Origin of the sequence: Litorimonas sp. WD9-15, from assembly GCF_050271975.1 — a bacterium.
Lineage (GTDB): Bacteria > Pseudomonadota > Alphaproteobacteria > Caulobacterales > Maricaulaceae > Litorimonas.
In genome coordinates, this window is the sequence record NZ_CP189850.1 from 1,626,746 (window position 1) to 1,648,795 (window position 22,050).

The 22,050-nt window shown below is 57.0% G+C and carries 24 protein-coding genes; 23 read left to right on the forward strand and 1 reads right to left on the reverse strand.

The window, feature by feature from the left end:
- Positions 1–48: 48 nt before the first annotated feature.
- The 23 genes from ACP9M6_RS07550 to ACP9M6_RS07660 all read left to right on the forward strand — a co-directional run bounded on the left by ACP9M6_RS07550 (position 49) and on the right by ACP9M6_RS07660 (position 19,162).
- A complete protein-coding gene (locus tag ACP9M6_RS07550) occupies positions 49–1,206 on the forward strand; it encodes a phage portal protein (protein ID WP_427449904.1) in 1,158 nt (385 codons plus the stop codon).
- Complete coding sequence (locus ACP9M6_RS07555; RefSeq protein WP_427449905.1) at positions 1,203–1,475, forward strand: hypothetical protein; 273 nt, start codon at positions 1,203–1,205, stop codon at positions 1,473–1,475. Before ACP9M6_RS07550 ends, ACP9M6_RS07555 begins: the two co-directional genes overlap by 4 nt.
- Complete coding sequence (locus ACP9M6_RS07560) at positions 1,465–1,917, forward strand: HK97 family phage prohead protease (RefSeq protein ID WP_427449907.1); 453 nt, start codon at positions 1,465–1,467, stop codon at positions 1,915–1,917. Before ACP9M6_RS07555 ends, ACP9M6_RS07560 begins: the two co-directional genes overlap by 11 nt.
- Positions 1,914–3,104, forward strand: a complete 1,191-nt coding sequence (locus ACP9M6_RS07565; RefSeq protein ID WP_427449908.1) for a phage major capsid protein — start codon at positions 1,914–1,916, stop codon at positions 3,102–3,104. Before ACP9M6_RS07560 ends, ACP9M6_RS07565 begins: the two co-directional genes overlap by 4 nt.
- A 91-nt stretch (positions 3,105–3,195) precedes the next feature.
- Positions 3,196–3,705 (forward strand): head-tail connector protein, encoded by a 510-nt coding sequence (locus tag ACP9M6_RS07570; protein ID WP_427449910.1) that lies wholly within the window; start codon positions 3,196–3,198, stop codon positions 3,703–3,705.
- Entirely contained in the window at positions 3,702–4,019 is a 318-nt protein-coding gene (locus ACP9M6_RS07575; protein WP_427449913.1) for a phage head closure protein, read from the forward strand. Before ACP9M6_RS07570 ends, ACP9M6_RS07575 begins: the two co-directional genes overlap by 4 nt.
- Positions 4,016–4,438: a DUF3168 domain-containing protein gene (locus tag ACP9M6_RS07580; protein WP_427449915.1), complete on the forward strand. Its 423-nt coding sequence runs from the start codon at positions 4,016–4,018 to the stop codon at positions 4,436–4,438. Before ACP9M6_RS07575 ends, ACP9M6_RS07580 begins: the two co-directional genes overlap by 4 nt.
- A complete protein-coding gene (locus tag ACP9M6_RS07585; RefSeq protein ID WP_427449917.1) occupies positions 4,435–4,839 on the forward strand; it encodes a phage major tail protein, TP901-1 family in 405 nt (134 codons plus the stop codon). Before ACP9M6_RS07580 ends, ACP9M6_RS07585 begins: the two co-directional genes overlap by 4 nt.
- Positions 4,836–5,126: a hypothetical protein gene (locus ACP9M6_RS07590; protein WP_427449918.1), complete on the forward strand. Its 291-nt coding sequence runs from the start codon at positions 4,836–4,838 to the stop codon at positions 5,124–5,126. Before ACP9M6_RS07585 ends, ACP9M6_RS07590 begins: the two co-directional genes overlap by 4 nt.
- Complete coding sequence (locus tag ACP9M6_RS07595; RefSeq protein ID WP_427449920.1) at positions 5,123–5,323, forward strand: phage tail assembly chaperone; 201 nt, start codon at positions 5,123–5,125, stop codon at positions 5,321–5,323. The genes ACP9M6_RS07590 and ACP9M6_RS07595 overlap by 4 nt, the downstream gene beginning before the upstream one ends.
- A complete protein-coding gene (locus ACP9M6_RS07600; RefSeq protein WP_427449922.1) occupies positions 5,307–5,717 on the forward strand; it encodes a phage tail tape measure C-terminal domain-containing protein in 411 nt (136 codons plus the stop codon). Before ACP9M6_RS07595 ends, ACP9M6_RS07600 begins: the two co-directional genes overlap by 17 nt.
- A 3-nt stretch (positions 5,718–5,720) precedes the next feature.
- Positions 5,721–6,344 (forward strand): phage distal tail protein, Rcc01695 family, encoded by a 624-nt coding sequence (locus tag ACP9M6_RS07605; protein ID WP_427449924.1) that lies wholly within the window; start codon positions 5,721–5,723, stop codon positions 6,342–6,344.
- On the forward strand, positions 6,337–6,960 hold the full coding sequence (locus tag ACP9M6_RS07610) for a DUF2163 domain-containing protein (protein WP_427449925.1): 624 nt from the start codon (positions 6,337–6,339) through the stop codon (positions 6,958–6,960). Before ACP9M6_RS07605 ends, ACP9M6_RS07610 begins: the two co-directional genes overlap by 8 nt.
- Positions 6,957–7,397, forward strand: coding sequence for an NlpC/P60 family protein (locus ACP9M6_RS07615; protein ID WP_427449927.1), 441 nt, complete (start codon positions 6,957–6,959; stop codon positions 7,395–7,397). The genes ACP9M6_RS07610 and ACP9M6_RS07615 overlap by 4 nt, the downstream gene beginning before the upstream one ends.
- A 3-nt stretch (positions 7,398–7,400) precedes the next feature.
- Entirely contained in the window at positions 7,401–11,051 is a 3,651-nt protein-coding gene (locus tag ACP9M6_RS07620) for a baseplate multidomain protein megatron (protein WP_427449929.1), read from the forward strand.
- Positions 11,052–11,092: 41 nt separating this feature from the next.
- Positions 11,093–12,040 carry a DnaJ C-terminal domain-containing protein gene (locus ACP9M6_RS07625; protein WP_427449930.1) on the forward strand — a complete coding sequence of 316 codons (948 nt, stop codon included), beginning with the start codon at positions 11,093–11,095 and terminating at the stop codon, positions 12,038–12,040.
- Positions 12,041–12,113: 73 nt separating this feature from the next.
- The gene (locus ACP9M6_RS07630; RefSeq protein WP_427449932.1) at positions 12,114–12,398 is read left to right on the forward strand and encodes a PepSY domain-containing protein; all 285 of its coding nucleotides are present in this window, start codon (positions 12,114–12,116) and stop codon (positions 12,396–12,398) included.
- A gap of 43 nt (positions 12,399–12,441) precedes the next feature.
- Positions 12,442–13,122, forward strand: coding sequence for a response regulator transcription factor (locus ACP9M6_RS07635; protein WP_427449934.1), 681 nt, complete (start codon positions 12,442–12,444; stop codon positions 13,120–13,122).
- A complete protein-coding gene (locus ACP9M6_RS07640; RefSeq protein WP_427449936.1) occupies positions 13,123–14,520 on the forward strand; it encodes a sensor histidine kinase in 1,398 nt (465 codons plus the stop codon).
- Complete coding sequence (locus ACP9M6_RS07645; protein ID WP_427449938.1) at positions 14,517–15,152, forward strand: DUF938 domain-containing protein; 636 nt, start codon at positions 14,517–14,519, stop codon at positions 15,150–15,152. The genes ACP9M6_RS07640 and ACP9M6_RS07645 overlap by 4 nt, the downstream gene beginning before the upstream one ends.
- Before the next feature lie 104 nt (positions 15,153–15,256).
- The gene (locus tag ACP9M6_RS07650; RefSeq protein ID WP_427454766.1) at positions 15,257–16,828 is read left to right on the forward strand and encodes a trypsin-like peptidase domain-containing protein; all 1,572 of its coding nucleotides are present in this window, start codon (positions 15,257–15,259) and stop codon (positions 16,826–16,828) included.
- 52 nt (positions 16,829–16,880) lie between these two features.
- Positions 16,881–17,552 (forward strand): response regulator transcription factor, encoded by a 672-nt coding sequence (locus ACP9M6_RS07655; protein WP_427449940.1) that lies wholly within the window; start codon positions 16,881–16,883, stop codon positions 17,550–17,552.
- 17 nt (positions 17,553–17,569) lie between these two features.
- A complete protein-coding gene (locus ACP9M6_RS07660; protein WP_427449941.1) occupies positions 17,570–19,162 on the forward strand; it encodes an ATP-binding protein in 1,593 nt (530 codons plus the stop codon).
- Here the strand turns inward: ACP9M6_RS07660 and ACP9M6_RS07665 are convergent.
- Positions 19,159–22,050 carry a PAS domain-containing sensor histidine kinase gene (locus ACP9M6_RS07665; RefSeq protein WP_427449943.1) on the reverse strand — a complete coding sequence of 964 codons (2,892 nt, stop codon included), beginning with the start codon at positions 22,048–22,050 and terminating at the stop codon, positions 19,159–19,161. The two genes, ACP9M6_RS07660 and ACP9M6_RS07665, sit on opposite strands and share 4 nt — an antisense overlap.

Below are 22,050 nucleotides of genomic sequence, written 5' to 3' on the forward strand. Positions count from 1 at the left end.
ACCCATCGACGCAATTCCCGTCTTCGACTGTTTTAAAGGTCTCCCCACATGTTCAAATCTTTCCGTCGCTCCGGCGACCCCATTGTCGTGCCAGAAAGTAAGGCTGCACGCCCCCTGATCGTTCATCAACTCCGCGCCGCCGGTGCAGGCACCGACCGCGATTACGGTGCGCTCTGCCGCGAAGGTTTTGCGCGCAATCCGGTGGCCCATCGTTGCGTCCGCCTGATCGCGGAATCTGCGGCGTCCGTCCCGCTGCGTACATCTGACGCGAATATGGCGCGGGTGTTGAACCGCGGCCTGCCGGGGGTGAGCGCGGTTGAGACGTTTGAGGCGTTTTACGGATATTTACAGGTCGGCGGGAATGCGTTCTTTGAGGCGGTTCTTGGTGCAGACGACCCTATCGCGCTGATCGCGCATCGGCCTGACACGCTGAAAATGGGAACGGACGCACAGGGTCGCGCGACGGGGTGGGAACAGGTGCGGGACGGCATTACACGTCGCTTCCCGCGCGATGCGGCTACGGGGCGCTGCGTTCTCCACCATATGCGCCTGTTCAATCCGGCGGATGAGTGTCACGGACTGTCGCCCCTCGCGGCGGCGGCCTCTGCCGTGGAACTCCATAATCGCGGTGGGGTGTGGGCCAAGGCGTTGCTGGATAATTCCGCGCGGCCGAGCGGGGCATTGATCCATGCGCCGAAATCCGGTGAGCGCCTGACGGATGATCAGTTCGAGCGGTTGAAACAGGAGTTGGAGAGCAATTTCTCCGGCCCTGCTGCAGCGGGTCGCCCGATGGTGCTGGAGGGTGGCTTGGACTGGAAGACGCTGGCCCTGTCGCCGTCCGACATGGATTTCACGGAACTTCGTCGCGAAGCCGCCCGCGATATCGCGCTGGCCTTTGGCGTGCCGCCCATGTTGCTCGGCATTCCGGGCGATAATACATACGCGAATTACCGCGAGGCGAACCAGGCCTTCTGGCGGCAGACGATCATCCCACTGGTCAGTAAGACCGCGACGGGGTTGCAGGGCTGGCTCTCGGCCTTTTTTGGTGATGACCTGACAATCGCGCCGGACCTCGACCGGGTGCCTGCACTGGCCGAAGAACGCGCTGTGCTGTGGAAACGTCTGTCGGAAGCGACATTCGTAACCGAGGCAGAGGCGCGAGAGATCGCGGGGCTGGAGACCGGAAGCGGGGAGGGCGTGCGATGAATATTCATCCCATCCCCGACCCCGTGCCCGTCTACCGCGCTTTTCAACTGGACCGAACGGTCACAATTGGATTGATTTTCACAGTTCTTGCGCAGACGGGGGCTGGCCTGATCTGGGCCGGCTCTGCTGCGGCGCGTTTGGCGGCGTTGGAACAACAACATGCCGGAACGGCGGATATTTCCGAACGTCTCGCCCGGTTGGAAGGCCGTACGAGCGAAATGGCCAAGAGCCTGTCCCGCATAGAAAGAGAGCTGCTCCGTGATAAATGACCTTAAAATCTCCGGCTATGCCAGTGTTTTCGGGCAGGTGGACCTGTCCGGTGACCGTGTGGCGCGGGGCGCATTTGCGGCCTCGCTGCTGGCGCGGATGGAAAAACTGCCCATGCTGTTCGGGCATAAGACCGATACACCGATTGGCGTCTGGGACCGTGTGATCGAAGACCGTCACGGTCTCTTCGTCTCGGGGCGTATCCTGTCCGGCGCGAAACTGGCCGATCAGACCATCCGCCTCGTGCAGGAATATGCCGTGACCGGATTATCCATCGGATACAGGACCAATCGGTCCAGTAAAACAACAGTCGGGCGAAATCTGCTCGACCTTGACCTTTGGGAGGTGTCCGTCGTCGCCTTCCCGATGCTGCGCTCTGCGCGGATCACTCAAATCGGCGACACTCTCAATGACAACGCAGACCACAATAGGAGAATTGCGTGACCCCTGAACTACAAACAAAAATGACGCCTGAGCTAAAAACAGCTCAAGCGGATTTCGCCACCACCTTCGCCGCCTTCCGCGACGCCAATGATGCGCGCCTCGCGGAAATCGAAGCGAAATCCTCGCCGGATCCGCTGCTCTCCGAAAAGGTCGACCGCCTGAATACGGCACTGGATGCGCAGACCAAGCGTATCGAAAACCTGACTCTCTCCGGCGCACGGCCCGGCTTCGCACCGGCCTCTGGCACGGAAGCCAAGTCGGCCTGGGCCAGTTTTATCCGCACGGGGGATGCCTCCGCGCTTGAGGGCAAATCCCTGTCCAGCGTGGACGGGGAGGGCGGCTTGATTGCGCCTGTTGAAACAGAATCCCGTATCGATTCGGCGCTGCTCGAAACCTCTCCCATGCGTGGCCTTGCCACGGTGCGGACGATTGGGGCGACCGCGTTCCGCAAACCTGTGGCGGCCTCCGGTGCACAATCCGGTTGGGCGGGCGAGACCGAGGCACGGGTCGAAACCGATGCGCCGCAACTCGAATTGCTAGATTTCCCGGCGGGCGAACTCTACGCCATGCCCGCCGCGACGCAGGCCCTGCTGGATGACAGCGTCGCCGATGTCGATGCCTGGCTGGCCGATGAGGTCCGCGACGTCTTTGCCGCGCAGGAAACGGCGGCGTTCGTGAATGGCGATGGTGTGAATAAACCGCGCGGGTTCCTGTCCTATACCTCCCGTCCCGACGGCTTGCAGAGTTTCGGTGAAATTGGTGAGGTCTTGTCGGGTGAAGCGGGTGTGTTTGAGACGGATGACCTGCTCAACCTGCTCTACGCGCCCAATTCCCGCTACCGCACGAATGGCAGTTTCGTCATGAACCGCCGGACGATTAATGAAGTCCGGAAGTTCAAGGACACGGAAGGGAATTACATCTGGCGACCGTCGGAAGCGGCCGGCACGCCGTCCAGCTTACTCGGCTATAATCTCGTCGAGATGGAGGACATGCCGGATGTCTCAACGGGACAGGCCTGCGCCGCGTTCGGGGATTTTCGTCGCGGTTACCTGATCGCCGACCGTCAGGGCGTGCGCGTCCTGCGCGACCCGTATTCCGCCAAGCCTTACGTCTTGTTTTACACGACGAAACGTGTCGGCGGTGGCGTGCAGGACTTTGACGCGATCAAGGTTTTGAAAGCGGCCTAAAGCTAAATACCTCTCCTCGGGGAGAGGAAACTCCAACCAACACAGGCTCGCCACTCGGCGGGCCTTTTTCATTTTCACCTTGCGAGACCCTATGACCCTTACCGATCTCTCCCCGCCGCCCACCGGTCCCGTGACCCTTTCGGCGGCGAAAACTTTTCTGCGCGTTGACCATGACCATGAGGACGCGCTCATCACGGACCTCATCGACTCGGCGGCGCGGCAGATCGAGCCGCTCATTTGCGCCAGTCTTATCACCCGTCAACAGCTTCTGACCAAGCGCGTGCGTGGCGGGTGTGTCTATCTCAACCGCTATCCGGTGACCTCTGTCGAGGCCGTGCGAGTGGAGGGCGAGGATGTGGACTATACGGCCAATCTGAAAGCCCGCCCCGCCAGTTTCCGCATCGATGTGCCGGATGGCACGGTCTGCGAAATCGGATTTACGGCAGGGTACGGCACGGACCCGTCAGACATCCCGACACCCCTCAGACAGGCGCTGCTGCTGCTCGTCGCGCATCTTTATGAGCATCGCGAGGGCGATATCCCGCCGCTGCCACTGATGGTGGGGGCCTTGCTCCAACCTTACCGGGGAGTGCGGCTATGATCGGGCAATTGCGAAAGCGTATCGGGCTCTACGCGCCGGAAACTGTGGCGGATGATCTCGGCGGGACGATTACGACCTGGGCGTTTCAACGCGGGCTCTGGGCGGCCATCCAGCCCCGCGCGATTTCAGAGACGCGCGAGAATGGGCGACTTTCCGTCACGCAGAGCTATCTCGTGACTATCCGCTACCAAACACATTTTCCGGAACGGGCGCGGCTTGTCTGGGGTGACCGTATCCTCCGCGTTGTCGCGGCGAGCGATCCCGATACGCGGGGCGAGCGGTTGCACCTGATCTGTGAGGAGGAAAAACAATGATGACTGACCATGCCGAAGCGCTGGCGAAAGCGGTGCATGCCGTGCTGCGCGATGATTTCCACGTGCAGGACAGTTTTGGGGAACCGCCGCGTCTCTATGACGCCGCGCCTGAAGATCCCGTCTTCCCCTATCTCACCTATGGCGCGATGCGGTCCGAAGATATTGGCGCGGATGAGACGCCGCTCTCGGCCCATCAAATGACGCTGCATATCTGGTCACGCTATGCGGGACGGGCGGAGGTCCTGACCCTCATCCGCCGCGTGAATGCGGCACTGACGGCGGAGACACTCACGGCTGCAGGCGATATCGCCGTGCGCAGCGCCAATCCGATTTATTCCGACATTCTGCGCGCGCCGGACGGCTTCACCCGTCACGGCGTTTTGCGCCTGTCATTCACAGTTCAAGGAGATGCCATATGAGCGCGCAACGGGGCAGCCAAATGCTGCTAAAAATTCAAGACGGTGCGGGATATGCGACCGTCGCCGGATTACGGACGAAGACCCTGCGCCTGAACGCGCGGCCCGTGGATGTGACGGATACGGCGTCGCAAGGGTGGAAGGAATTGCTCCCCGGCGCGGGCATCCGCACAGCGGAAATCTCCGGCACAGGCGTGTTCCGCGATGCGGGCTCGGACGTGCTCATCCGCGCGGCCTTTTTCGAGCAAGCAGTGCAGGACTGCCAATTCGTCATTCCCGATTTCGGGACAGTTACAGGGGCATTTCTCGTCACGGGCCTGTCCTATGCGGGCAGTTACAATGGCGAAGCGCAATTTGAATTGAGCTTGTCCAGTGCGGGCGTGCCTGAATTTGCACCACTATGAGCGGTTTCCGTCCGGGGGACCGGATCGTGATGATTGACGGCGTGGAAACACGCCTGCGGCTCACCGTCTCGGCGTTGGCGGAGATCGCGAATGTGACGGGGTCTGATAGTCCCGCAGCGCTTGCCAATCGGCTTCGTCAAGCCGGGCGCGGCGGGGATATGGGGGTGTGGCAGGGCCTTGTCAGTGCGCTCGCAACACCACGGCCTGCGGCGGAAATTCCGGAAGATGAACTCGCAAAATTTCTGCCGGATATTGCCGCCGTCATTGCCGAAGGATTGGGCGCATGAGCTGGCCGTTTGAAAGCTGGCAACAGATCGCCATTCGCCGGTTTGGACTCATACCGTCAGAGTTTTGGGCCATGCCCGTGCGGGATTGGCTGACGCTTCTGGACGGCGCGAAACCAAGTGGATTTGACCGCGAGGCTCTGGACGCATTGCTCACATTATTTCCTGATGAAGGAGGGTCAAATGAACCCGAAAGATAGCGCCGCAAATGCGCTCGATAATTTTGCCAATGGAGCGGGCGCGGAGGCCGCCAATGGGCTCGCCAATGTGTTTGAACAGGCGGGGGATCGCATTGCGGACAGTCTCGAACGGGCCGCGCGATCGGGGGAACTCTCATTTAACTCCCTCGCAGAAAGTATCGCTTCTGACTTCGCGCGATTGGCCGTCGATCAACTCATTACCGCGCCACTCGAAAGCCTTGTGGGTTCGCTGACTAATTCGCTCTCCGGTGCGATTTCAGGCGGCGGCTCATCCGTCACCGTCAACCTTTCCATGCCGCAGAATTCAGGCGCGTCCGGCCCGCAAGTCTCCGGAGCGCAGATCGCCGCACGGGTCGCGCAGGCCGTCGGCAAAGCCCAAAATCGAACAGGATAAAACATGACAGATTTTCACGATATCCGCTTCCCGCTCCACCTCGCTTTCGGCGCGAGTGGTGGCCCCGTGCGGCGCACCACAATCCTTCCGCTGGCAAGTGGCGGCGAAGTTAGAAATGCTCCACATCGTCATTCCAAACGACGTTACAACGCCGTCGCAGGATTGAAGTCCTCGGAACAAGCCACTGAAATTATGTCATTCTTTGAGGCGAGATATGGGCCTTTATACGCTTTCCGCTTTCGCGACCCATTGGATCATGCGAGTTCGAATTTAATTGCGCCGACAGATCAACGGCTCGGATATGGCGATGGAGAGACGACCCGTTTTCAACTTCGCAAAGCCTATGGTAACGCGCCATATACTTATTGGCGGCCCATCACAAAACCTGTTGCGGGCACGGTTGTCGCCGCGATTGATGGCATTGTTACAACAGAATTTGACGTCGATCTCCTCTCCGGAATTATCATCTTTGCGATGCCGCCAAATACTGGGGCCATCGTCACAGCCGGCTTCGAATTCGATGTTCCCGTCCGTTTCGGCTCCGACGTGCTCGACATTGTTCTCGATGATTTCGGCGCGACGCAAATTCAGGACATCCCCCTGATCGAGGTGCAGGATTATGTCTGAGGTTACGACACTCTGCTTCCTCTGGCGGCTGACCTTGAAGGACGGGTCCACCATCGGATTGACCGATCATGATGTGGACTTAAATATAGACGGCGTGACCTATTCTCCACGTAGCGGGGCGGAGAGTTCCCTCATTGAAACACAGGCCGGATTAGCGGCGGATAGCGCCACGCTTCAAACCGTTCTCGACCTCCCAAATCTCTCGCCGCAAGCCATTCGCGACGGCGCATTGGACACGGCCCGTATCGCGCAATTCCGGCATGATTGGCGGCGTGGTGAGACAGTCCTTCTGAGTGAGGGACGCATCGGTGACATCTCTCAAAATGGAGATCGGTTCGAAGCCGAATGGCTCGGCCTCGCCAGCTTGCTCGACCGGTCCACAGGCCGCGTCTTTTCCCGCCAATGCGATGCGAGTTTTGGGGATACACGATGCGGATTAAACATCACAGATTTTCCCGAAGACACGGATTGCCCGCGCACCTTTCTCGCCTGTCGGGATCAGTTCGCGAACACGCTCAATTTCCGTGGCTTCCCCTACCTCCTCGGCGATGACGCGCTGCAATCCGATATACGATCCGCAGATCGCCGCGATGGAAGTTCGCGTTACCGATTATGAGCGATCCACAGTTGAGGGCCGAAATCCTGCGCCTCGCGCGAGACTGGCTCGACACGCCCTATCGGCATCAGGCGAGCGTGAAGGGCGCGGGGACAGACTGTCTCGGCCTCATTCGTGGTATCTGGCGGGAGCTTTATGGGGCAGAGCCGGAAACCCCGCCCGCCTACACGCCGGACTGGGCGGAGCAATCGGGTGAAGAAACCTTGCGCGATGCGGCGGCGCGGTGGCTCACGCCGATTGCCACGCCACGTCCGGGGGATGCGCTCCTTTTCCGCATGACGCCCACTGCGCCGTGCAAACATATCGGTATTCTCTCCGCGCCCGACACGCTGCTCCACGCCTATTGGGGCAAGGCGGTCGTGGAATCACATCTGGTTCCTTTCTGGCAGCGGCGTCACGTCGCTAGCTTTGCCTTTCCACCGCTCTCACAGGAGTAAATCATGGCCAATCTCGCCACGACGGCTGCACAATTTGCCGGACAGGCCCTCGTCAATACGGCCAGCCAGATCGCGATTGCGACGGCGACGAGCTATATCAGCCGTGCATTCGATAATCGCAATTTCCAAGGGCCGAGGCTGGACGGATTTCATCTGCAAACCAGTCGGGACGGTGCGCCCATGGCGCGGGTTTTCGGTCGTGTGCGACTGGCGGGGCAGGTGATTTGGGCAAGCCATGTGCGTGAGACCTCGACGGAAGAATCCGTGGGCGGGAAGGGCGGCGGACCGACACAGACGAATTTTAGCTATACTATTAGTTTTGCGATTGGCCTCTGTGAGGGTGAAATTCTTGGCGTGGACCGGATTTGGGCGAATGGGGTGCCGCTCGCAACAGTGGGGCTGGATATGCGGGTTTATCGGGGGACCGAGACCCAAGCGCCCGACCCAATTATCGCAGCGACAGAACCCAGAGCCGTCCCGGCCTTTCGCGGGACGGCCTATCTCGTGTTCGAGGACTTTCCGCTGGATGAATACGGTTCCCGCCTGCCGCAGATCAATGTGGAGGTCGTGCGGGCGGGGCGGCAATCGGGACGGTTGGAAAGCCTTGTCCAATCGGTGAACCTGCTGCCCGGATCGGGGGAGTTTGCCTATGCCACGACGATTATCGAGGAAAGCCAACGCCCCGGTCAGACGCGTCCAATGAATATGAATAATCTGTCGGGGCAGGCGGATATCGAATTGGCGCTGGACCAGCTACAGGCGCAGCTTCCCAATTGTCGAAATGTGTCGATTATCAATAGCTGGTTCGGGACGTCGATGCGGGCGGCGGACTGTGAAATTAGGCCCGGTGTCGAGCAGGATTTTCGAAATGTTCGGAACAGCGAGTGGCAGGTCGGGCGCGACAATCGCGGCTCGGCCTGGTTGGTCAGTACGGATGGCGAGTCGGTCGCCAATGGGGGCCGTCCAAACTTTGGCGGCACACCTTCTGATGAGAGCATCATTCAGGCCATTCGCGCGATCCGCGGACGCGGGATGACGGTGACGCTCTATCCGTTTCTGATGATGGATGTAGAGGGCTTCCCGTGGCGAGGGCGGGTGACGTCCCACCGTGACGGGACGAATGGTGTGCGGGGCGATATCAATGATTTTTTCGGGACGGCGCAGGGGTCCGATTTCACTCTCGGCGCGGGCGAAGACCATCACCGGGGTCCCGATAATCGCTTTCGCAATTATATCCTGACCCAGGCCAATCTGGCGCGACGGGCGGGCGGCGTGGACCGCTTTGTCATTGGGTCTGAAATGGTCGCGTTGACGACATTGCGCGATGCCTCGAACCGTTTTCCGGCGGTGGAAAAACTGGCGGAATTGGCGGGTGATGTTCGTGCGATGTTGGGGCCGAATACGGGTATAACTTATGCCGCCGATTGGTCGGAATATTTTGGATTCCATCCCCAAGACGGAAGCGGTGACGTAAACTTTCATCTTGATGAATTATGGTCTCATCCCGCAATCACGGCGGTCGGGATTGACGCCTATTTTCCACTCTCCGATTGGCGGGAGGGTGACCATGTGGACGGCGCGAATTTTGACCATCCTTACGCGCCCGAATATCTCTCTGCCAATATCGAGGGTGGGGAAGGCTATGAGTGGTATTATGCATCGGATGCGGACCGGGATGCGCAGATCCGAACGCCGATTTCCGACTGGATCTACCGCTATAAAGACCTCCGAAATTGGTGGAAAAATGAGCATCGCAACCGCATTGGCGGCGTTGAGCAATCCCCGACAGATTGGGTGCCGGAAAGCAAACCTTTCTGGTTGACGGAGATCGGCTGCCCCGCCGTGAGGTTCGGCGCGAACCAACCCAACATCTTCTCTGACGGGCAATCCATTGAATCAGATATCCCATATTATTCAGACGGTTCCCGCGATGATCTCATACAAAGACGTTATCTGGAGGCGATGATGGGATATTGGGAGAACGCCGCGAATAATCCCGTTTCCGGTGTGTCGGGCGAGCGGATGATCGATAGTTCCGCCATGGCAGTCTGGGCCTGGGATGCCCGGCCTTATCCAGATTTTCCGGCCCGCACGGATACTTGGTCGGACGGCCAGAACTGGCAAACGGGGCATTGGATTAATGGGCGGACGGGACTGGTTCTTCTGGCCGATGTGATCACCGATATTTGCGCGGAAGCGGGGCTGTTCGACATTGATGTCAGCCGCGTCTCCGGTCTTGTCTCGGGTTTTACGATTGATCGTCCGATGCGCGCGCGGGATGCGCTCTCCGCCTTGATGCAGGCCTATGACATTTCTCTCGCGGAAGAGGGCGGTATCGTCCACTTCTTCACCCCTTCGGAAACGCCTATAATCTCACTGGAATTAAATAATTTCATCGACAGAGAAGGCGGACTTGTAACGTTCAGCACTGAGGATAATACCGCCTCGCTCAAGGATGCGCGGTTGACCTTTATCGACGCCAGTCGCGATTACCAGACGGCGACAGTGTCCGCGCGAAATGAATTGGCTGAAACGGTCCGGATTGCCGATCTGCAAGCCCCCATCGTTTTCGACCCCGGTCAAGCGCGGCGCATTGTCGACCACCTCTTGGCGCAGAGCGAACCTGCGCGGCAGATGGCGCGCTTCTCGCTCTCGCCCATGGCAGCGGATGACGTCTCCGTGGGTGGGCGGATTCGCTTGCCGGAGACGGCGGGCGTCTGGCAAATCGTCACGCTTCAACGCGGCGATCAGCTCGATGTCGGAGCGGTTCTGATGTCGGATCGGAAAGCTGATGCGGTCGTGACGGGGTCTGATACGGGGCGGAGTGAAAATCCGGTCTGGGTTTCTGAACCCGTCGCCGCGACCTTCGAATTTCCGGGTACGGAGGGGCCGCAACTTGGCGCCCTGATGGACCCGTTCAGACCTGCGATTTTATCCTTAGACTCCATCTCCGTCACAGTTGAAGCGCCTGTCAGAATTGGGGGCACGACGTCAGACTTACGAGTAGGACCAATAGGTGTCTGGGACCGGACAGGCGAACTCAACATCTGGATGCCCGGCGCGCAACTCGTCGCACGGTCGGAGGCAGATGTGATGGCGGGTCGAAACCGTTTTGCGATTGAAACCGCGAAGGGCTGGGAAATCATCGGCGCGGCGGATATCGTGCTAACGGGGCCGGAGAGCTACCGCCTGAAAACGCTTTTGCGCGGTTTGTCCAATTCCGATGACGGGCAAGTTTTCCGCGTCCCTGCAGGGGCTAGGATTATTGCGCTGGACGGTGGACTGGCGACGCTGCCCGTAGAGGATGATTTTCTCGGGCAGGAGGTTGAGGTCACGATCAAGGCAGGCGGACGGTCCGGCGTCCCCGCCACTTTTACATATAGGGCCGCGCATCGCAGACCGCTCTCACCCGTCCATCTCTCCGTGACAGCCGAGGGAGAGATGACTCGTCTGGATTGGATACCCCGTAATCGCGACGAGTCGAACGAAATTGACCCGAATGCCGTGTTCCGTGTGAAGTGGGAGACGGAGGAGATTGATGTGGCGGGAATCTCTGCCACACTACCCATCTTGACGGGTTCGGGTGTCAAAGTCTCCGTCGCGCAACTCGATACGCTCACAGGTGAAGGGCCGCGCGCGGAAATCATCGTTTAACCCGTTGAAACCGCGTCAAACTGACCTATCTCTACCGCACTATGGCGAAGAATCCTTATACATTACTGGGCGTGCCCAAAACCGCGACGGATAAAGAGATCAAGTCGGCTTATCGCAAGCTGGCCAAGACCCTCCATCCGGATGTGAATCCTGATAATCCAGCGGCTGAGGCGAAGTTCAAGGAGGTCACGGCGGCCTATAACCTACTCTCGAATGAGGATTTGCGCCGCCAATATGATACGGGGCAGGTCGATGCCTCCGGCCAGCAGCAAAACCCGTTTGCTGGCGGGTTTCGCCATGCCAATGCGCAGGGCGGCATGGATACGGGCTTTGGCGGGTTTGGCGGAATGGGCGGTCAGGACGACATGTCCGACCTGTTCTCCTCGCTCTTTGGCATGAATATGGGCGGCGGTCGCCGTGCAGGCGGCATGGGCGGCGGGGGTGGTTTTCAACAGCGCCAAGCCCCGCCACAACGCGGTGAAGATGTTCGCTATACGCTAAAAATGACCCTAATTGATGCCTTAACAGGTGGGGTAAAGGATTTGGGCCGTGGACTAAGTGTGCGTTTTCCTAAGGGAATCAAGGACGGTCAAACTGTACGTTTGCGCGGTAAGGGCAAAGCCGGCGTCAATGGCGGTCCGGCGGGCGATGCCCGCGTGAAAATCACGGTCCTGCCGCATCGCAATTTGGTGCGCGACGGCAATGATTTAAAACTCGACGTGCCTATTTCCCTCTCTGAGGCCCTAAAGGGTACGAAAGTCGAGATTGATCTGCCTACGGGGAAGGTCTCGTTGAATATTCCGGCGGGTACGAATAGTGGCAAGCGCTTCCGCCTGAGCGGGAAAGGTGTGCGCGCCAAGGACGGGACGGGCGACCTCTATATCACGCCGCAGATCAAACTGACGCGCGGTGAAATGGCGGGCGCGAGCGTGTTGGCTGCACAATTACCTGATGGCGAGAAACATGATCTGCGGGCGGGCTTGATTTAGATTGTCTTAACTTGAATAGGGCTTAAGAGAGCTATTCAGGAAGTGTTCAGGGGCGAACGGCTAAACCACAGAAATGTTGACGAAACGTCATATCCTTTCCGCAGCTTTAGCGGCTGTTTTGAGCCTCGGTGCTGCCGCGCCGGGCTTTGCTCAATCCTATAGCATGGATATTGTGTTGGAAGCCCAGCGCTCCGTCTCACCGGCTGAAGCGAAATCCATCGCTCGGTCCCGTGTCAAAGGCGGCGAAGTCGTGGATATTTCCCGCCGCGGCGATACTTACCGCGTCCGCGTGATTGCCAAGAATGGCAAAGTTGTCGATGTTTATATTGACGCCAATACCGGACGCGTCAAAAAGTAACCCAACCGCCGACTCCTTTACTATTTTGCGCGAAAGGTCCCCCATGCGTATTCTGATTGTCGAAGATGATGCCGATTTGGCACGCCAGCTTAAATCTGCGTTTAAGGATGCGGGCTATGCCGTGGACGTTGCGCCGGATGGTGAGGAAGGTCACTTCCTTGGCGATACGGAACCTTATGACGCTGTGGTTTTGGATCTGGGCCTGCCCCTAATTGACGGCGTGAGTGTTTTGCAGAAATGGCGGGCGGATGGGAAGACGTTCCCTGTCTTGATCTTAACGGCTCGAGATCAGTGGTCCGAAAAAGTCGCTGGGTTCGATGCCGGGGCAGATGACTACCTGACCAAGCCTTTCCATACCGAAGAACTCATGGCGCGGCTGCGGGCGCTGCTGCGTCGCGCGGCGGGTCACACGACGGACACGATAGAGATTGGCGATCTCATGGTTGATAACCGGGCTGCGCGTGCTTTTGTTGACGGTATGGCGATCAAATTGACGAGCCATGAATTCCGCCTGCTGTCCTATATGGCGTCGCATAAGGGTCGCGTGATTTCACGGACAGAACTGGTCGAACATATTTACGATCAGGATTTTGACCGTGATTCGAACACGATTGAAGTTTTTGTAGGGCGTCTGCGGAAAAAGATCGGGACCGACCGGATCGAGACCGTGCGCGGTCTGGGCTATCGTCTGCTCGATCCGGATGCTGAAAACGCTGACACTTAAATGACCCGACGCCAGCCGCCATCGCTGGTTTCCTCTCTTGTTCGCGCAGCGGCCCTCTGGGCTGTTCCGGGTCTGATTATCACGGCACTTGCCCTGACATGGTTGTCGCGAAATTCGACCTATCGGGCCTTTGACGAGCCGCTGGAATCAGCCGTCATTGGATTGATCGCGAGCGTCGAGGTCGCGGATGACGGCGCTCTCCGCCTGTCACGGGAATTGCCCGACCCGCGTTATCAGCGGGCACTGTCAGGAAAATACTGGATGATTGGCGAAGCCAATGACCGGAATGATATCATACCGCGGCTCTCTTCGCGGTCACTCTACGGCTCCTCTTTACCCATAAGTGCAACTGTTCGGTCTTCTCTGGCGCTGCAGGAACAGGAGCCCGTGCGATTTGTCACGGACGGGCCGGATATTGATGCAAATGAAGCGCTGCGCGTCGTTGCGCGGCAAGTGATTCTTCCGAATATGGACACGCCTGTTATCGTTCTCGCAGCGGCAGACCGTACGCCTGTTATCAGTGCCATTCGGACCTTCACACTAACGGCGGTGACGATGATTGTCATTCTGACGCTTGGGCTGATTTTTGCCGTTTACGCACAGGTCCGCCTTGGCCTCAGACCGCTCTTTGCCCTCGGTGAGCGGATTGCGGATGTACGGGAGGGACGTGCGGCAGAGGTCGAAGGCGTCTACCCGCCTGAGATTGCACCGCTGGCAGGCGAGCTTAACTCTCTGATCTTGCATAATAAATCTGTCGTTGATCGTGCGCAAACGCATGTTGGAAACCTGGCCCATGCGTTGAAAACACCGATTGCAGTTTTACGGAACGAAGCTGCCATGGGCGACGTCACGAACTCCTTAGTTGTGTCGCGACAGACCGAATCTATGGCGCAACAGGTTGACCATCATCTGCGCCGTGCACGGGCGGCGGCACGCGGGCAGGCCATCGGTGTGCGGGCGGAGATGGACCCGATCATAGACGGTCTCGTCCGAACGCTACCGCGCATCTATCGGGATAAGGATTTGCAGATTGTCCGCACAGGGGAGACAGGTTTGATGTTCCGCGGTGCGCCGCGCGATCTGGAAGATATGGTCGGAAACCTGATGGACAATGCCGCCAAATGGACGACCGACCGTGTCGAGCTTGAGGTCAAGCTTGAGGATGAAGGCTTTTGTTTGGTTACGGTCAAGGATAATGGCCCCGGTCTTACGCCGGAAGAATATGCGACGGCCCTTCAACGCGGTGCGAGATTGGACGAGGCGACGCCAGGCAGCGGCTTGGGGCTGTCTATCGTTGATGATTTGGCACAGGCTTATAAGGGATCACTAAGATTAGACCGCGCCAGTATTGGTGGTTTGAAAGCTGTCTTACGCCTTCCCATCGCGAGAGATACATGACGGATAAACCTATCGCATTGGAAGCTCGGATAGAGGAGGATGGACGTTTGTTTTCGCCGTCTGCGGGACGAAACCGTGAAGTCATAGCGGAGCATCTGGCGCGTGTCCTACCGCAAAATGCAAAGGTCCTCGAGATTGCGAGCGGGACCGGACAGCACGGCATCACGACCCTCGTGGCGCGTCCAGATCTGGACTGGCAATTTTCTGATCCCAATGCGGAGTCGCGGGAAAGCCAATCGGCGTGGATTGCCCATTCCGGTCTGGACCTGCCCGCGCCGCTAGAGATTGATACGACAGACGACTGGACAAAAGCGCTGTCCGAATATGATGCCATTTTCTGCGCAAATATGATTCACATTGCGCCAGTTGAGGCGCTGGAAGGTTTGGCGCGGGGCGCAGCCAAGCTGGTCAAAGATGGGGGGGCTGTCTGGCTTTACGGACCCTATCTCTTCGGCGAGGATTCTGCTCCGTCCAATCTCGACTTTGATGCCTCGCTAAAATCACGAAATTGCGCCTGGGGCGTACGCGAGTCAGACTTTGTTAAACATATCTTCGCACTCAACGGCTTTAATCAATCCGAGCTGCGCCCGATGCCTGCAAACAATTATTTTTACGGATTTTTTCGGCGCTGATGTGAAATCATCCCTATATGGATGTTTCGTCATGTTTTGGACAGCATTGGGTCATCTGAACCCTTGCAGTCTGGTAAGCGAAGAAGGGGACTCCCGTGTCCAAAATGAAACTGACATTATTGGGAAGCGTGATGGCGTTTGGACTTGCACCGCAAGTCATCGCCCAAGATGCAACCGTAATTTATGCCGACTCGGATAAGTATGAAGTCGTATTGGACGCGCCCATGTCCGAGACGCAGTTTAAATCGCTGCGCGATATGGGCGAGGCTGAAAAGCCAAATCTGACCGTCGTTCCAAATCCTGCGCCTGAACTGCAAGCGGGACTGCCCCTGCCGCAAGCTAATCCACAGCCTCCAATTGGCACAAACTTGATGGATATGCCGATCAGTGCGCTTCCGTCTATTGCCAATCTTGTGGACCGCGTCAGTCCGTCCGTGGTTAATATCGTTGTGACAACGGAAAGTGGTGAGACAACATCCGAGGGGCAGGGCTCCGGCTTTATCATTTCCGACGAATTGGAAGTCGTCACGAATTATCACGTCATTGAGGGCGGGACGTACATCAATATCGAGTTCAATGATGGCCGCAAATATCCGGCCAGCATTATCGGCACAGATGAAGAAACAGACCTCGCTTTGCTTCGTATCGATACGGATGAGCGCATTCCTTACGTGAACTTTCATCAGAAAGACGAGCTCCGCATAGGCGAATGGGTTGTCGCGATTGGTAATCCGTTCGGGATTGGTCAGTCGACCTCGCTCGGCGTCATCTCTGCGATTGGGCGCGAGAAGGTCGATAGCGGCTCCTATGTCGATTATATCCAGACGGATGCCACGATTAACCGCGGCAATTCCGGTGGACCGCTCTTTAACCTCGAAGGCGATGTTGTCGGCGTGAACTCTGCGATTTATTCTCCCACTGGGGCGAGTGTCGGGATTGCATTTGTCATCCCGCATCACACGGCGGAGGAGATTATTGACTCTATCCGCAAGGACGGTTTCGTCCGTCGCGGCTATCTTGGCGCAGGCCTGCGGACCGCGACCTTCGAGCTAGAAGGCGAGCCCGGAATTTATAAATCCGGCGCGACCGTTAACGATATTCTGGCGGGAAGTCCTGCGGATATTTACGGTCTGCAAGTCGATGACATCATCCTGAACATTAACGGCCAGACCGTGCGGAATTCCGTCGAGGCGACACGTGCTATCGCCGATATTATGCCCGGCAAAGTTGCCAAATTCATTTATGAGCGGAACGAGCAGACATATTCCCTCGACGTTCAAATCGGTGAGCGGCCGGAGAAATATGACCTCCAGCGCAAGAGTGCGGAAGCGCAGGGCCTGCCCGTGCCGCCTCCGCCGCGTGATCCGTCTCTGCCGAAGGTCAATATCGATACGGGTTTGCACCTGTTGGATATTTCAGCGGAATTCCGCTCCGCCATTAATATGCGCTCCGATCAGGTCGGCGTGTATGTTGAGAGTGTTGAGCCGGGCAGTTTGGCTGAGAGCGCAGGCTTTAAACTCGGCATGGTTTTACTCGAAGCAGATTCACAGCCGATTGCCGAAGTTAGAAAATGGAAGTCCATTGTCCTGAATGCAAGGACGAATGGGCAGACAGATATCCTCCTGAACGTACGTAGAAAAGACGGACAGGAAACATTTATGGTGCTGCCCTTATAGCAAGGCGGTATCAATTTAAGAAAGTGGGTGGGGACCTATGGAGAAAAAAGAAATGAGAATATTAGTCGTCGAAGATGACTCGGTCGCCGCCGAATATGTCCGCAAGGGCTTAATGGAGGCTGGCCATGTCGTAGACCTCGCACCCGACGGAGATCTCGGTCTCGAAATGGCCCGTGCCGCAGATTATGATGCGCTGATTTTGGACCGAATGCTGCCCAAGCGTGACGGCCTCGAAGTGCTCGCCGATTTGCGGGAGGACGGCGATGCCGTTCCCGTGCTGATCCTGTCCGCATTGGGCGAAGTTGACCAGAAGGTCGAAGGCCTGCGGGCGGGCGGCGATGATTATCTCGCCAAGCCCTATAGTTTCACGGAACTTCTCGCACGTGTCGAAGCGATTGGCCGACGGTCCGACCCGACCGCCGCTGTCACAAAGCTGAAGGTCGGCGGGTTGGAGATGGACCTCCTCGCGCGGACTGTGCGCCGCGACGGACAGAAAATTCTGCTGCAGCCGCGCGAGTTTCGTTTGCTGGAATGTCTGATGCGCAATGCCGGACGTGTTGTGACCCGCACGATGTTGCTCGAAAAGGTCTGGGACTACCACTTTGACCCCCAGACAAATGTCATCGACGTCCATATTTCGCGTCTGCGCGGGAAGATCGACAAAGAATTTGACGAACCCCTTTTGCATACCGTGCGCGGTGCGGGCTATCGTTTGCAGGTCTAAGTCTGTAGGCGAGCCCGATGGTTGGCTCAATTCGTAAACTCTATCGCAACACGCTCTTCAGATTATCTCTGCTGGGCGCATTGCTCTTTGTGCTCTCGCTCTTTGTGGCGCTGGGCTATGTTTATTACGCCGTGGTGCAGAGCGAATTGCGCCGCGTAGACCGTTCGATTGATGCGGAAATTGCCGAACTCAGAACGGAATATCGGGAGAGTGGCGAACGCGCCATTTTGCTCGCAAAACAGTCTGGCGTTCTCAGCCAATTCGCGACACCCGACTCTCCGCTTTACCGCCGCATCTATACCGAAGCCGGTCTTGAGCCCGTCGGTCGCGCCATCATCCTTCGTGGTCTCTCCTATGAACGGCTTTACATTCTGCAAACGGAAGAAGGCGTAATCGGGAATTTGGGGCTGCAGCCCGAAGATCTCGGCGAAGGTTTTCTGGACGCGGAAACGCTGCAAAAAGACAAGACCGAAATCGTGTTTGAAAAGCCGGTGGACGGCGAAGACAATATCGAATCCAATCGCGGGCGCATTACGACCGATTATATCTATCTCGAGAACAAACCTGTCCTGCGCCTGATCGTCGGGCGGGATGTCGAGGCCGTCATGCGCACGGGCGAACGTGTTCGGACCGCGATCCTGACCTCTTCCGGTATCGCGCTCTTTCTGGGCCTGCTCTCCTCCTTCTTCGTCTCGCGCCGCTTTGCCCTGCGTGTCGAGGGGTTCAACCGCCTTGCGACCGATGTACGGGCGGGAAATTTGGACCGTCGCGCCCCGCGCAATTATTCCGAAGACGAGATGGACCTGCTGGCAGAACATCTGAACGCCATGTTGGACCATATCTCCCGCCTCATGTCTGCTATGCGCTATGCGGGTGACAGTGTGGCGCATGACCTTCGGACGCCGCTGACACGTCTTCGGACCCGTCTGGAAACGGCAGCCGTCGAGCTCGGTGACACGGATGAAGCGATAACCCTGTATGAAGCCGCAGGGGATGCAGATCAATTACTCTCCACTTTTGATTCGGTCCTGCGCATTGCTCGCCTAGAGGCCGGCGAACAGCGCGGGCTTCTCAAACCCCTCGATCCCAAACCCATTTTGGATGATTTGGCCGAATTGTACGAACCGGCCTGTGAAGATGCGGGGCTGAGTTTTACGGCGGATATTGCGGCGAAGACCCTGATCTCCGCCGATAGAGGATTACTGTCACAGGCCGTCTCCAACCTCTTGGAAAACGCGATTAAATATACGCCGGAAGGCGGCGCCGTAGCACTTGTCTGTCGTAAAAGACGGGGCGGTGGTGTCGAGGTTTCCATCAGAGATAACGGCCCCGGCATCCCGAGTTGGGATCGGGAGCGGGTGAAAGAACGGTTTGTTCGACTCGATAAATCGAGATCTCTACCGGGAAGCGGCCTGGGCCTTTCCCTTGTCGAGGCCGTCGCCGATCTTCACCAAGCAGAATTTGTTATGACAGATAATGACGATCTACCAGCGGTCGATAAGGGTGGAGACCCCGATCGACCGGGCCTGCGCGCGGCGCTTCTCTTTCCCCGGGTGAAGTCGAAGCTTGTCGATACAAAGCCCGAAACCGAAGTTCTGGTAAAGCCTTAAGCGGCGCTGCTTTGATGCGGCGGTGCCATCGGAAGGGGTAGAGGCGTTGTCGGGCTTTGAACGGGGGCCGGTTTTGAACCGGGGGTGGCCGCACCGATCTGCTCGTGACTGGTTTCAAGCACCTCTGCGATATCTTGTGCGAGGCGTGAAATCTCACTCCCGACTTCACTCCCAATCGGTTTGGCCTGTTTCTTCATGACCGAGACGGGAAGTGTGAAGGTCACGGTTGTGCCTTCCCCGATAACAGAACTTATATTGAAATTCCCGCCATGCAATTCGACGAGAGATTTGGACAGCGCGAGTCCCAGTCCCGTACCTTCATGCTGGCGACTATTTTGACTGTCAATTTGCTCAAAGGGTTGAGCGAGGCGTTTGATGTTTTCTTCACTAATGCCAATGCCTGTGTCTGACACACTCACAATCAGACCCGCAGACTTCGACTCCACATTCACAGTCACGACGCCACCTTCCGGTGTGAACTTAATCGCATTTGTCATCAGATTCAGTAGGATTTGCTTCACGGCGCGAGGGTCAGCTTCAATTTCCGGCGTTTCTCGACCATCGTAAATAAGTTTGAGGCGGTTCTCATCCGCGCGGCCGCGAATAATACGAATGACCTGACCGACCATATCGGACATGACCATGTGTTCCGTATTCAACGTCATCTTACCCGCCTCAATCTTGGACATGTCCAGAATATCATTAATGAGGGAGAGTAAGTGTTGACCGGAAAACAGGATGTCATTCACATATTCTTTGTAACGCGCATCCCCGAGCGGACCGAACATTTCCTTCTTCATAATGTCAGAGAAGCCGTTAATCGCATTGAGCGGAGTTCGCAGTTCATGAGACATATTGGCGAGGAATTCAGACTTGGATTGATTGGCTTCCTCAGCGCGGATTTTTTCCTGCTCGTACTTTTCCGCAAGCTCGACAATACGCACTTGCGACTTCCGCAAGACATTAATTGTTTTCTCCAGGGCATTTTGATTGTCCTGTAATTGCTGCTCTCGCGTTCGGATTGTTGTAACTTCTGTACCGATTGAAACGCGGGCTCCATCCGCCGTGTAGGTCTCCAAATACCGGACCCAACGTCCATCCTTCAACTCAAGCTCATTGCCAGTGTCGTCGGATAGGCGGACCGTTTGTGCGATAGCCGCTTCAGCGGCAAATTCGACTTGAGAATATGGAAGCCCGGGGCGCAAAATACCGGGTTCAAAGCCGAAAAAATCTTCGAATTTACTGTTCCAAAGCACAAGACGATCGAGTTGATCCCAAATCACGAAACTATCATTCATAGACCGCAATGCATCAAATAACCGAGCCTCAGCGGCTTGTAACCGCGCCTGCGCGCCGCGTGTCTCGGTAATGTCCAATGCCATTCCGATCACGATTTTGGATTGATCTTCGCGAACGGTCGGGCGTCCCCGGCAGGACACATAGATGGGCAGTGCAGCCGCGCCTAATTCGATTTGAAATGATCCGTTTAGGTGGGCGCGTTTGAGGTGATTGTAAAATTGGTCCCGCTGCGCCGTGCTGAACAGGGCCAGAAATTGCGGCAGGGGTAGATGCGTTTCCTGTTCTTTCAATCCCATGGTCTTTGCGAGCGAGGGGGAAAGATATGTCAGGTTACGCGTCAGGTCGACTTCCCAAATGCCACCGTTAGATCCATCCACGGCCGCACGGTAACGCTGGCGGGAGACCTCCTCTTGCATATTCTGATCCCGCATAGCGTCAATTTGACGAAGAAGTTGATTCATCAACATCCATATCAACCAAGCGGAACCCAGAAAAAGTAGGCCAAAAAGCATGAGGTTTTGCAAAATACCTGCATTCTTTCCGCGGGGCGTCGTGTCCAAAATCGAAAGCGATGAATTGCGTATAGAGGCGGACCCAAACCAAAGTTTGTTGTCGTTTCGCACGAGCGAACTGACTTTTGCGGAGGTTGATCCCTGGAGCATATTTGAAAGCTGATTGGCCGAGACGCGGTAATAAGTCTGTGGTCCTTGAGTGGCGATGGAAATAGGCGCATCAATCAAACGACCCGATTCTAAAGCCAGGGATTTGCTGCCTTTAAGGTCTCCAATCAGGCTCCCGGGTTTCAGTATAACTGATAGATAATTATCCCCGACGCGGCGGATCAGGACAGGCCGAACCACGCTTCCATCATCTATGAGTGAGTCTATTTTTCGTCCAGCGGTCGGAAAATTACGACGATCAATTTGTGCTAAAGCCGCGCCTGCATTCGTTGTCTCCGCAATCACCCGGCCATCGCCGTTCAGCAAAGCCGCGCCAATGATATTTTGCGACTGCGTTGTAAAGTTCACAATGTCCTGCGCACCGCCCCGCATGGTGAGGGCGGTCTCCATCCACGTAAATTCTGAGTCCAGAGTTTTCCCGACGGTTTCGGAGTCCGTTATTAAGCGGGTTTCAAATGTTGTGATCTCTTCTGAAAGGTTGGCCTGCCGATCATTTACGAATTTGATTGTCGCGATGATGAGAAACAGGGTGAAGAACAGCAATGTTGTGATGAGCAAACGTTTGAAAATATCGCGACCTCCGACCCGGTCTGAAAGCCGTGTGACGAGATCGTTGGAACTGGAGGTCGAAAAGGACTGTAAGGGCTTTGATGTTCCCACAGGTGTAGAAATAGCGTTTGGAGGCGGTTGAAAGCCTTGCGGCCTCTGACCCTGTGCAGGTCGGCCCGGCATCTGTTGTGAATAATGCGGAGTGGGGGCCGTCCCCATGGGGATGGATCGAGCCTGAGCGGGGCGTGGCACATAGGGCTGCGCGGATGTTCCGTGAACGCCCCCCTGATTGTGTCCGTTCTGACCCTGCCCGTTTTGCACCTTTGAAATCCCCTTTACCAATCGGCAGGTCGTGGCCAT

What these genes read in the sequence shown, in the direction of transcription:
- ACP9M6_RS07660 (WP_427449941.1), top strand. Translation starts at nt 17,570, where the DNA reads ATGGTTGGCTCAATTCGTAAACTCTATCGCAACACGCTCTTCAGATTA.
- ACP9M6_RS07610 (WP_427449925.1), top strand. Translation starts at nt 6,337, where the DNA reads ATGTCTGAGGTTACGACACTCTGCTTCCTCTGGCGGCTGACCTTGAAG.
- ACP9M6_RS07655 (WP_427449940.1), top strand. Translation starts at nt 16,881, where the DNA reads ATGAGAATATTAGTCGTCGAAGATGACTCGGTCGCCGCCGAATATGTC.
- ACP9M6_RS07555 (WP_427449905.1), top strand. Translation starts at nt 1,203, where the DNA reads ATGAATATTCATCCCATCCCCGACCCCGTGCCCGTCTACCGCGCTTTT.
- ACP9M6_RS07620 (WP_427449929.1), top strand. Translation starts at nt 7,401, where the DNA reads ATGGCCAATCTCGCCACGACGGCTGCACAATTTGCCGGACAGGCCCTC.
- ACP9M6_RS07605 (WP_427449924.1), top strand. Translation starts at nt 5,721, where the DNA reads ATGACAGATTTTCACGATATCCGCTTCCCGCTCCACCTCGCTTTCGGC.
- ACP9M6_RS07595 (WP_427449920.1), top strand. Translation starts at nt 5,123, where the DNA reads ATGAGCTGGCCGTTTGAAAGCTGGCAACAGATCGCCATTCGCCGGTTT.
- ACP9M6_RS07635 (WP_427449934.1), top strand. Translation starts at nt 12,442, where the DNA reads ATGCGTATTCTGATTGTCGAAGATGATGCCGATTTGGCACGCCAGCTT.
- ACP9M6_RS07575 (WP_427449913.1), top strand. Translation starts at nt 3,702, where the DNA reads ATGATCGGGCAATTGCGAAAGCGTATCGGGCTCTACGCGCCGGAAACT.
- ACP9M6_RS07600 (WP_427449922.1), top strand. Translation starts at nt 5,307, where the DNA reads ATGAACCCGAAAGATAGCGCCGCAAATGCGCTCGATAATTTTGCCAAT.
- ACP9M6_RS07580 (WP_427449915.1), top strand. Translation starts at nt 4,016, where the DNA reads ATGATGACTGACCATGCCGAAGCGCTGGCGAAAGCGGTGCATGCCGTG.
- ACP9M6_RS07585 (WP_427449917.1), top strand. Translation starts at nt 4,435, where the DNA reads ATGAGCGCGCAACGGGGCAGCCAAATGCTGCTAAAAATTCAAGACGGT.
- ACP9M6_RS07590 (WP_427449918.1), top strand. Translation starts at nt 4,836, where the DNA reads ATGAGCGGTTTCCGTCCGGGGGACCGGATCGTGATGATTGACGGCGTG.
- ACP9M6_RS07650 (WP_427454766.1), top strand. Translation starts at nt 15,257, where the DNA reads ATGAAACTGACATTATTGGGAAGCGTGATGGCGTTTGGACTTGCACCG.
- ACP9M6_RS07630 (WP_427449932.1), top strand. Translation starts at nt 12,114, where the DNA reads ATGTTGACGAAACGTCATATCCTTTCCGCAGCTTTAGCGGCTGTTTTG.
- ACP9M6_RS07550 (WP_427449904.1), top strand. Translation starts at nt 49, where the DNA reads ATGTTCAAATCTTTCCGTCGCTCCGGCGACCCCATTGTCGTGCCAGAA.
- ACP9M6_RS07615 (WP_427449927.1), top strand. Translation starts at nt 6,957, where the DNA reads ATGAGCGATCCACAGTTGAGGGCCGAAATCCTGCGCCTCGCGCGAGAC.
- ACP9M6_RS07640 (WP_427449936.1), top strand. Translation starts at nt 13,123, where the DNA reads ATGACCCGACGCCAGCCGCCATCGCTGGTTTCCTCTCTTGTTCGCGCA.
- ACP9M6_RS07570 (WP_427449910.1), top strand. Translation starts at nt 3,196, where the DNA reads ATGACCCTTACCGATCTCTCCCCGCCGCCCACCGGTCCCGTGACCCTT.
- ACP9M6_RS07665 (WP_427449943.1), bottom strand. Translation starts at nt 22,050, where the DNA reads ATGGCCACGACCTGCCGATTGGTAAAGGGGATTTCAAAGGTGCAAAAC.
- ACP9M6_RS07645 (WP_427449938.1), top strand. Translation starts at nt 14,517, where the DNA reads ATGACGGATAAACCTATCGCATTGGAAGCTCGGATAGAGGAGGATGGA.
- ACP9M6_RS07625 (WP_427449930.1), top strand. Translation starts at nt 11,093, where the DNA reads ATGGCGAAGAATCCTTATACATTACTGGGCGTGCCCAAAACCGCGACG.